General features: G+C 72.3%; 6 protein-coding genes. 2 read left to right on the top strand and 4 right to left on the bottom strand.

Going from position 1 to position 7818, the window contains the following annotated elements; genetic code table 11:
* Positions 1-128 precede the first annotated feature (128 nt).
* The 3 genes from pucD to ACZ7IF_RS34265 are packed head-to-tail and all read right to left on the bottom strand — an operon-like array spanning position 129 to position 4026.
* Complete coding sequence (gene pucD / locus ACZ7IF_RS34275) at positions 129-2531, bottom strand: xanthine dehydrogenase subunit D (protein ID WP_470979784.1); 2403 nt, start codon at positions 2529-2531, stop codon at positions 129-131.
* Between the two features lie 2 nt (positions 2532-2533).
* The gene (locus tag ACZ7IF_RS34270) at positions 2534-3130 is read right to left on the bottom strand and encodes a (2Fe-2S)-binding protein (RefSeq protein ID WP_469117308.1); all 597 of its coding nucleotides are present in this window, start codon (positions 3128-3130) and stop codon (positions 2534-2536) included.
* Positions 3131-3132: 2 nt separating this feature from the next.
* The gene (locus tag ACZ7IF_RS34265) at positions 3133-4026 is read right to left on the bottom strand and encodes an FAD binding domain-containing protein (RefSeq protein ID WP_470979781.1); all 894 of its coding nucleotides are present in this window, start codon (positions 4024-4026) and stop codon (positions 3133-3135) included.
* Between the two features lie 253 nt (positions 4027-4279).
* Here ACZ7IF_RS34265 and ACZ7IF_RS34260 point away from each other — a divergent pair, with 253 nt between their 5' ends.
* The gene (locus ACZ7IF_RS34260) at positions 4280-5956 is read left to right on the top strand and encodes a PucR family transcriptional regulator (RefSeq protein WP_470979778.1); all 1677 of its coding nucleotides are present in this window, start codon (positions 4280-4282) and stop codon (positions 5954-5956) included.
* Positions 5957-6144: 188 nt separating this feature from the next.
* A complete protein-coding gene (locus ACZ7IF_RS34255; protein ID WP_470979871.1) occupies positions 6145-6900 on the top strand; it encodes a hypothetical protein in 756 nt (251 codons plus the stop codon).
* A 196-nt stretch (positions 6901-7096) separates the two neighbouring features.
* Here the strand turns inward: ACZ7IF_RS34255 and ACZ7IF_RS34250 are convergent, their stop codons facing one another.
* Positions 7097-7768 carry a GntR family transcriptional regulator gene (locus ACZ7IF_RS34250; protein WP_470979868.1) on the bottom strand — a complete coding sequence of 224 codons (672 nt, stop codon included), beginning with the start codon at positions 7766-7768 and terminating at the stop codon, positions 7097-7099.
* Between the last annotated feature and the right edge of the window lie 50 nt (positions 7769-7818).

Genomic DNA, 7818 nt, shown 5'->3' with positions numbered 1-7818 from the left:
GGGGGGGGGGGGTTTTTGTTTTTTTTGCTCGGGGGGTGGGGAGGGGGGGGTCACTTTCCCCGACCAAACCACCCAGAACCCGGGGGGGGGGGGGGGGGGGCCCCGCCCCCCCCCCCCCCCACGCCGTCCTAGAGGGTCCCGGTAAGGGCTTCCGGACGGATCGGCGTCTTGTTGAGCTCCAGACCCGTCGCCTGCCGGATCGCCGCGAGGACGGCCGGGGTGGACGAGAGGGTCGGGGCCTCGCCGAGACCGCGAAGGCCGTAGGGCGCGTTCGGGTCGGCCAGCTCCAGGACGTCGACCGGGATGGTCGGGGTGTCCAGGATGGTCGGGATCAGGTAGTCCGTGAAGGAGGGGTTGCGCACCTTCGCGGTCTTCGGGTCCACGATGATCTCTTCCATGACCGCCACGCCGAGACCCTGGGTGGTACCACCCTGGATCTGGCCCACCACGGAGAGCATGTTCAGGGCCTTGCCGACGTCCTGGGCGGTCGCCAGCTCGACGACCTTGACGAGGCCGAGCTCGGTGTCCACCTCGACGACCGCGCGGTGCGCGGCGAAGGTGTACTGGACGTGGCCGTCGCCCTGGCCGGTCTTCAGGTCGAAGGGGACCGTCGGACGGTGGCGGAACTCGAGTTCGAGGTCGATGACCTCGTCCTCGAGGATGTCGGCGATGTCCGCGAGGACCTCGCCGCCGTCCGTGACGACCTTGCCGCCCTCCAGGAGGAGCTCCGCGTGGGCCCACGCCGGGTGGTACGAGCCGTTCTTGCGGCGGCCGATCTCCAGCAGCGCCTCGCGGACGTGCTCACAGGTGTTCTTCACGGCGCCACCGGTCATGTACGTCTGCCGCGAGGCGGACGTGGAACCGGCGGAGCCGACCTGCGTGTCGGCCGGGTGGATGGTCACCTGCGTGACGCCCAGCTCGGTACGGGCGATCTGCGCGTGGACGGTGACACCGCCCTGGCCGACCTCCGCCATGGCCGTGTGGACCATCGCGACGGGCTCGCCGTTGATGACCTCGAGGCGCACGCGGGCGGTCGAGTAGTCGTCGAAGCCCTCGGAGAAGCCGACGTTCTTGATGCCGACCGCGTAGCCGACGCCGCGGACGACGCCCTCACCGTGGGTGGTGTTGGAGAGGCCGCCGGGCAGCGCGCGGACGTCCGCGTTCTCGCCGGCGGTCTCCCACTGGCGCTCCGGCGGCAGCGGGCGGGCCTTGACCCGGCGCAGCAGCTCGGCCACCGGGGCCGGGGAGTCCACGACCTGGCCGGTGGGCATGATCGTGCCCATCTCCATGGCGTTCAGCTGGCGGAACTCGACCGGGTCCATGCCCAGCTTCGCCGCGAGCTTGTCCATCTGGGCCTCGTACGCGAAGCAGGCCTGGACGGCGCCGAAGCCGCGCATCGCGCCGCAGGGCGGGTTGTTCGTGTAGAGCGCGATCGCCTCGATGTCCACGTCGTCGATGACGTACGGGCCCACCGAGAGGGAGGACGCGTTGCCGACGACGGCCGGGGAGGCCGAGGCGTAGGCACCGCCGTCGAGCACGATCTTGCACTTCATGTGCGTGATCTTGCCGTCCTTGGTGGCGCCGTGCTCGTAGTACAGCTTCGCCGGGTGGCGGTGCACGTGGCCGAAGAAGGACTCGAAGCGGTTGTAGACGATCTTGACCGGCTTGTTCGTGGCCAGGGCCAGGAGGCAGGCGTGGATCTGCATCGAGATGTCCTCGCGGCCGCCGAAGGCACCGCCGACGCCCGAGAGCGTCATGCGGACCTTCTCCGGCGGGAGGCCGAGGACCGGGGCGATCTGCTGGAGGTCCGAGTGCAGCCACTGGGTGGCGACGTACAGGTCGACACCGCCGTCCTCGCACGGCACGGCGAGGCCGGACTCCGGGCCGAGGAAGGCCTGGTCCTGCATGCCGAAGGTGTACTCGCCCTCGACGATGACGTCGGCGCGCTTGCGGGCCTCTTCCACGTTGCCGCGGATGATCGGCTGGCGGTGCACGATGTTCGGGTGCGGGACGTGACCGGAGTGGTGGTCGTCGCGGCCCGGGTGGATCAGCGGCGCGTCGGCGGCGAGGGCGGAGGCCTCGTCCGTGACGAGCGGCAGCTCCTTGTAGTCGATCTTGATCTTGGCGGCCGCGCGGCGGGCGGTCTCCGGGTGGTCGGCGGCCACGAGGGCCACCGGCTCACCGTGGTGGCGTACCCGGCCGTTGGCCAGGACCGGGGTGTCCTGGATCTCCAGGCCGTAGTTCTTCATCTCGGCCGGCAGGTCGTCGTACGTCAGGACCGAGTAGACGCCCGGCATGGCCAGGGCCTCGGAGATGTCGATGGAGACGATCTCGGCGTGGGCGACGGTGCTGCGCAGGGTCTGGCCCCACAGCATGTCCTCGTGCCACATGTCCGAGGAGTACGCGAACTCACCGGTGACCTTGAGGGTGCCGTCCGGGCGGAGCGTGGACTCGCCGATGCCGCCCTTGGTGTGGTTCTGGGTGACGTTCGTGGGCGTACCGGCGGGCACGGTGCGGGTGTTCTGAGCCATGATCAGACCGCCTCTCCCTGACGGGCGGCCGCGAGGCGGACCGCGTCGAGGATCTTCTCGTAGCCCGTGCAGCGGCAGAGGTTGCCGGACAGGGCCTCACGGATGTCCTGGTCGGACGGGTCTGCGTTCTGCTCGAGGAGAGCGTCGGCCTGGACCAGCAGACCCGGGGTGCAGAAACCGCACTGGACCGCGCCGGCGTCGATGAACGCCTGCTGGATGTTGGAGAGCTCGACGCCCTCACCGGTCTGGGAGTCGGTGCCCTTGGCGGACCACTGCTTGGCCTCGTCCGTGGAGACGCCCTTGCCGCCGCACGCGCCGGTGCCGCAGGAGTGGCCGTGCTCGTCGCGCTGCTTGGCGAAGTCCGCCAGGCCCTCGACGGTCACGACGTCGCGGCCCTCGACCTGACCGGCCGCGACCAGGCAGGAACAGACCGGCACGCCGTCGAGGCGGACGGTGCAGGAACCGCACTCGCCCTGCTCGCACGCGTTCTTGGAGCCGGGCAGGCCCAGGCGCTCACGCAGGACGTAGAGGAGGGACTCGCCCTCCCACACGTCGTCGGCTTCCTGCGGACGACCGTTGACAGTGAAATTGACGCGCATGGTTACGCAGCCCCTTCAAGCGAGCGGCCGTTGGTGCCGCGGTACTGCTCCCAGGTCCAGACGAGCTGGCGGCGAGCAAGGATGCCGACCGCGTGACGGCGGTACTTCGCCGTGCCACGGACGTCGTCGATCGGGTTGCACGCGGCGGAGGCGAGCTCACCGAACTGCTTGGCGATCGACGGGGTGATGACCTTGCCGTTGTCCCAGAAACCGCCCTCTTCGAGCGCGGCGTTCAGGAACTCCTCGGCGGCCTTGGCCCGGACCGGGGTCGGGGCGGCCGAACCGATGCCCGTACGCACGGTGCGGGTGTCGGGGTGCAGCGCGAGACCGAAGCCGCAGACGGCGATGACCATCGCGTTGCGGGTACCGACCTTCGAGTACTGCTGGGGGCCCGTGGCGTTCTTGATGTGGACCGTCTTGATGAGCTCGTCGGCGGCGAGCGCGTTGCGCTTCACACCGGTGTAGAACTCGTCGATCGGGATCATCCGGGAGCCGCGCACCGACTCGACCTCGACCTCGCAGCCGGCGGCCAGGAGGGCGGGGTGGGAGTCACCGGCGGGCGAGGCGCAACCGAGGTTGCCGCCGACACCGCCGCGGTTGCGGATCTGCGGGGACGCGACCGTGTGCGAGGCGAGCGCGAGACCCGGCAGCGTCGCGCGCAGGTTCTCCATGATCTGGGTGTACGGGACGGAGGCGCCGAGCTTGGTGACCTCCTCGCCGACCTCCCACTCCCGCAGCAGTTCGATGCGGTTGAGGTCCAGGAGGTATTCCGGACGGCGGTGATCGAAGTTGATCTCGACCATGATGTCGGTGCCACCCGCAATCGGCACAGCTGTGGGGTACTCGGCCTTGGCGGCGAGTGCCTCCTCCCAGCTGGCGGGGCGAAGGAAGTCCATGTGCGGCTCTCTTCTTCTTAATCGGGTCGTTCACTTCAAGCCAGGAGGCCGAAGGCCCTCGACTGGTCGTTCACGTGCTGTTAACGCGGTGTGGAGCCAGTACACAAGCCCGGTGTCCCTCGGGTGCAGTCACCGAAACCATGAAGGAGTTGGCTGGCGGCCTCCTTCGTCTTGTAGATTCGTATGAAAGGCAGGATGCGACGACCTGCCCGATTTCCAACGGCAACATTCGAGACAGATCGGCGGCGACATCATGCGGCTGCGCGCACTGCTGGAAACCGAGGCGCTGGGGCTGCGGCTGCTGGGCGGCGAGGAAGAACTCGACCGGACGGTCCGCGGGGTCATGACGACCGACCTGAGGGATCCCAGCCGATACCTGACCGGGGGAGAACTTGTACTCACCGGCCTGGCATGGCGAAGAAATTCAGCCGACTCCGAGCCATTCGTACGAATCCTCGCGAGCGCGGGGGTGGCGGGTCTCGCGGCCGGCGAAGCGGAACTGGGAGACATCCCGGATGATCTGGTTTCGGCCTGCGTGCGCAACCGGCTGCCGCTCTTCGCGGTGAACGAGGACGTTGCATTCGCCACCATCACGGAGTACGTGGTGCGGCAGGTCTCCGGGGAGCGTGCGGGCGACCTCGCGGCGGTCGTGGACCGCCACCGGCGTCTGATGACATCGGGCCCCGCGGGCGGCGGACCCGATGTGGTGCTGGATCTGCTCACCACGGACCTCGATCTGCGGGCCTGGGTGCTCTCGCCCACCGGCCGGCAGATCGCCGGAGCGGGCGAACCGCTGGCGCCGGGCATCTGCGCGACGCTGGCGAGCGAACACCTCGCGGCGGTCCGGACGGGCCGCAGGGGCCCGCACCGGATGTCCATCCAGGGTATTACGTACTCCCTCTTCCCGATCAGGGGACACGGTCGCGGCCCTGGTCAGGCCACCCGCGACGTGCGCGAGAGCGTGCTGTCGGACTGGCTGCTGGCCGTCGAGGCCGACGCGGGCGACTGGCCCGCGGAGCGCCTGGACCTGCTCCAGGGCGTCACCCAGCTCATCGCGGTCGAGCGGGACCGCCGCGACGCGGCCCGTACGGTGCGCCGCCGGCTGGCGCAGGAGGTGCTGGAGCTGGTGCAGACGGGCGCCCCGCCCGCGGAGATCGCCGCCCGCCTGCGCGTGGCCGCCCCGGTGCTGCTGCCCGGGCTGGGCGCGGCCCCGCACTGGCAGGTCGTCGTGGCGCGGGTGGACTGGGACGGCGGGGACATCCCCGGCGGCCCCGTGGCCCAGTCGCTGCTGGAGGAGATCCTGGTCGACCCGTCGATGTCCGGCCCCGAGCCGTCCGACCGGATCGCGGTGGCCCACGCCGGTGACGAGGCGATCGCGCTCGTGCCGCTGCCGGCGCTCTCCGGCGACGCCGGGGAGGACAAGGGCCCGGACTCCGCCCTGCACGCCGACGTGCTCCTGGCGGCCGTACGCGAGCCGCTGGCGGCCGGTCTGGCCGACGACGGCCGGCTCACCCTCGGCGTCAGCGCGGCCGTGCACTCCGCCGAGGGGCTGCGCGGGGCGCTGGAGGAGGCCCGGCACGCCCGCCGGGTCGCGGCGGCCCGCCCCGGCCGGGTGTGCGCGGCCGGCCACCACGAGCTGGCCTCGCACGTGCTGCTGCTGCCGTTCGTGCCGGACGACGTCCGCCGCGCCTTCACGGCCCGCCTGCTGGACCCGCTGCGGGACTACGACCGCCGGCACCGGGCGGAGCTCATCCCGACCCTGGAGGCGTTCCTGGACTGCGACGGCTCCTGGACCCGCTGCGCGACCCGGCTGCACCTGCACGTCAACACGCTGCGCTACCGGGTCGGGCGAATCGAGCAGCTGACGGCGCGCGACCTTTCCCGCCTGGAGGACAAGCTGGACTTCTTCCTGGCACTGCGCATGAGCTGACCCCGGCCCTCCCATCTGCGCACTCCCCCGGAGGGCCGGGCAGGGGCGGCTGACGAGCCGTCCGGACTTTGTGAAAGAGTTCACCCGACCCCTTGGCCGAGGCAGCCGATCCGTGCTCTCATTTCGCCCCAGGGCTCAACGACGTGCTGCTTGGTTGCTTCGGGGAGGGCAATGTGGCGGATACCGCCATGTCCGGTGCGGGATCAACGGGGGGCGACGACCCCCTCCAGCGGGCGATATGGCGGCTGCGCTCGCGCGGCTGTTGGACGGACGCGGCGGCCCTGCTGACGCCGCACGCGCACGACGCGGGGGCGGCGGTGCAGCGCACCGCGCTCCTGGTGGAGCGGTGCCTGTTCACCGGCCAGGGCTGGTCCGACGCGGAGGACGCGCTGCGGGTGGCCGAGGCCGTGGCCCGGGACGACGACGAGCGGGGCGCGGCGGCCTGCGAGCGGGGCCAGCTGGCGTACGCGGCGACCGTGCTCGGCGTGCGGGACCGGGCCGACGAGGCCCGCTCGGCGCTGGGCCGCGCGGCCGCGCTGCTGTCCCCGGGGTCGCGGACGCGCCCGCTGCTGGACTTCCGCCGGGGCCTGGTCGCCGAGCACCTGGCGGACGCCCCGCAGGCGGCCCGGCCGGCGTACCACCGCGCCCACGCGGGGGCGGTGACCCACGGGGACACCCTGCTGCTGTCCTTCACCTGGCGCCACCTGGCCGCGCTGGCACTGCGGGACGGCGAGGTCGCCGAGGCCCGCAAGGGCTTCGCGGAGTCCCTGCGGATCCGGGAGGACCTGGGCTTCCTGGTCGGCACCGCGCCGGCGCTGGCGGCCCTGGCCGAGGTCGAACCGGAACCCGAGGCCGCCCGGCTCCGCGCGGAGGCCCGCCGCCTGTTCCACCTCCTGGGCGGCATCCCGACCTGGCTGGCGGACCAACTGGCCCCTGCGGCGTAGCCGGCGGGGACGGTCGCCCCGGGGGACCGCGGCCCCGGACCCGGGTACGGGCGCTGCGCACCCGGTGCGCTCGGACTCCGCCCACCGCTCGCAGGTGCCCCCGGGAGGGGTCCGGGCACAGCCCGGGGAACGGGCGAAGGGCGGGCCGGGGACCCGGCCCCGCGCAGCGGCACCCGCAGCGGCAGCGGCCCGGCGGCTACGCGCCCGCGAAGTGCCCGCGTACGAGGCGCTCCACCACCGGGAGGTCCCGCGCGATCAGGGCCTCCAGCAGCGCCGAGTGCTCGGCCGCGTCGGCCACCAGGTCGTCCCGGCGCACCCGCGGAGCGCCCGGCAGGGGCCACTGGGCGCGCCGGTGCAGTTCCTCGGCGACCCGCACCAGCTGGGCGTTGCCCGACAGGGAGAGCACCGCCCGGTGGAAGGCCCGGTCGGCGTCCGCGTACCGCGGGAGGTCCCCCTCGGCGGCCGCCCCGGCGGCGGCGAGGGCGGCCGGCCGAAGGGACTCCCAGGCCTCGGCGGGTACGGACCGGGCCAGCCGGAGCATCACCGGCACCTCGATCAGGGCCCGGACCTCGGACAGCTCCGCCTGGCCGCGGGGGGTGCGGGTCAGCACCCGGAAGCCCCGGTTGGGCAGGCATTCCACCGCCCCCTCCAGCGCCAGCTGCTGCATCGCCTCGCGGACGGGGGTCGCGGAGACCCCGAACCGCTCGCCGAGCGCGGGGCCCGAGTAGATCTCCCCCGGCACCAGCTCCCCGTCCACGAGGGCGGCGCGCAGGGCGTCGAGGACCTGCCCGCGCACCGAATGGCGCAGCACCTTCTGCGGCGGGATCAGGGGCTCCTCCACCGCTTCGTACTCCGATTCCGACACCAGGGCGTGGGCCGCTCCGTGCACTCGGTCCTCCTCCGGGTCTCGACCGGATC

The organism is Streptomyces sp. NPDC037421 (assembly GCF_055602105.1).
Note: the sequence above shows the minus strand (reverse complement) of the source record. Positions and strands in the feature narration are given on the sequence as shown.

What these genes read in the sequence shown, in the direction of transcription:
- ACZ7IF_RS34260 (WP_470979778.1), top strand. Translation starts at nt 4,280, where the DNA reads ATGCGGCTGCGCGCACTGCTGGAAACCGAGGCGCTGGGGCTGCGGCTG.
- pucD (WP_470979784.1), bottom strand. Translation starts at nt 2,531, where the DNA reads ATGGCTCAGAACACCCGCACCGTGCCCGCCGGTACGCCCACGAACGTC.
- ACZ7IF_RS34265 (WP_470979781.1), bottom strand. Translation starts at nt 4,026, where the DNA reads ATGGACTTCCTTCGCCCCGCCAGCTGGGAGGAGGCACTCGCCGCCAAG.
- ACZ7IF_RS34270 (WP_469117308.1), bottom strand. Translation starts at nt 3,130, where the DNA reads ATGCGCGTCAATTTCACTGTCAACGGTCGTCCGCAGGAAGCCGACGAC.
- ACZ7IF_RS34255 (WP_470979871.1), top strand. Translation starts at nt 6,145, where the DNA reads ATGTCCGGTGCGGGATCAACGGGGGGCGACGACCCCCTCCAGCGGGCG.